Raw genomic sequence first — 300 nt, forward strand, 5'->3', positions numbered from 1 at the left:
CGACACCCCCTAGCAAGCCGCCTCGGTCTCGTACGCGTCATCGACTAGGCTCCGTGCGTCGCGCGCGCGGACGTAGAGCACGGGGGTGGTCCATGGCGCCACAGCGCAACATCGGAGCGGGCGCGGAAGCGGAACTTCCGGAGTACGCCGGTCACTACCGTCTGGAGTCCTGTCTCGGCTCGGGCGGCATGGGCGTCGTGCATCTGGCGCGCAGCCCCTCCGGGATGAAGCTCGCGGTGAAGGTCGTCCACGCGGAGTTCGCCAGGGATCCCGAGTTCAGGGGGCGGTTCCGGCAGGAGG

The 300-nt window shown here is 69.7% G+C and carries 1 pseudogene; it reads left to right on the plus strand.

The window, feature by feature from the left end:
- Positions 1 to 92: 92 nt before the first annotated feature.
- Positions 93 to 300 (plus strand): annotated as a pseudogene (locus CCN42_RS39675) (hypothetical protein); the annotation flags it as partial.

Origin of the sequence: Streptomyces glaucescens, from assembly GCF_002154375.1 — a bacterium.
Lineage (GTDB): Bacteria > Actinomycetota > Actinomycetes > Streptomycetales > Streptomycetaceae > Streptomyces > Streptomyces glaucescens.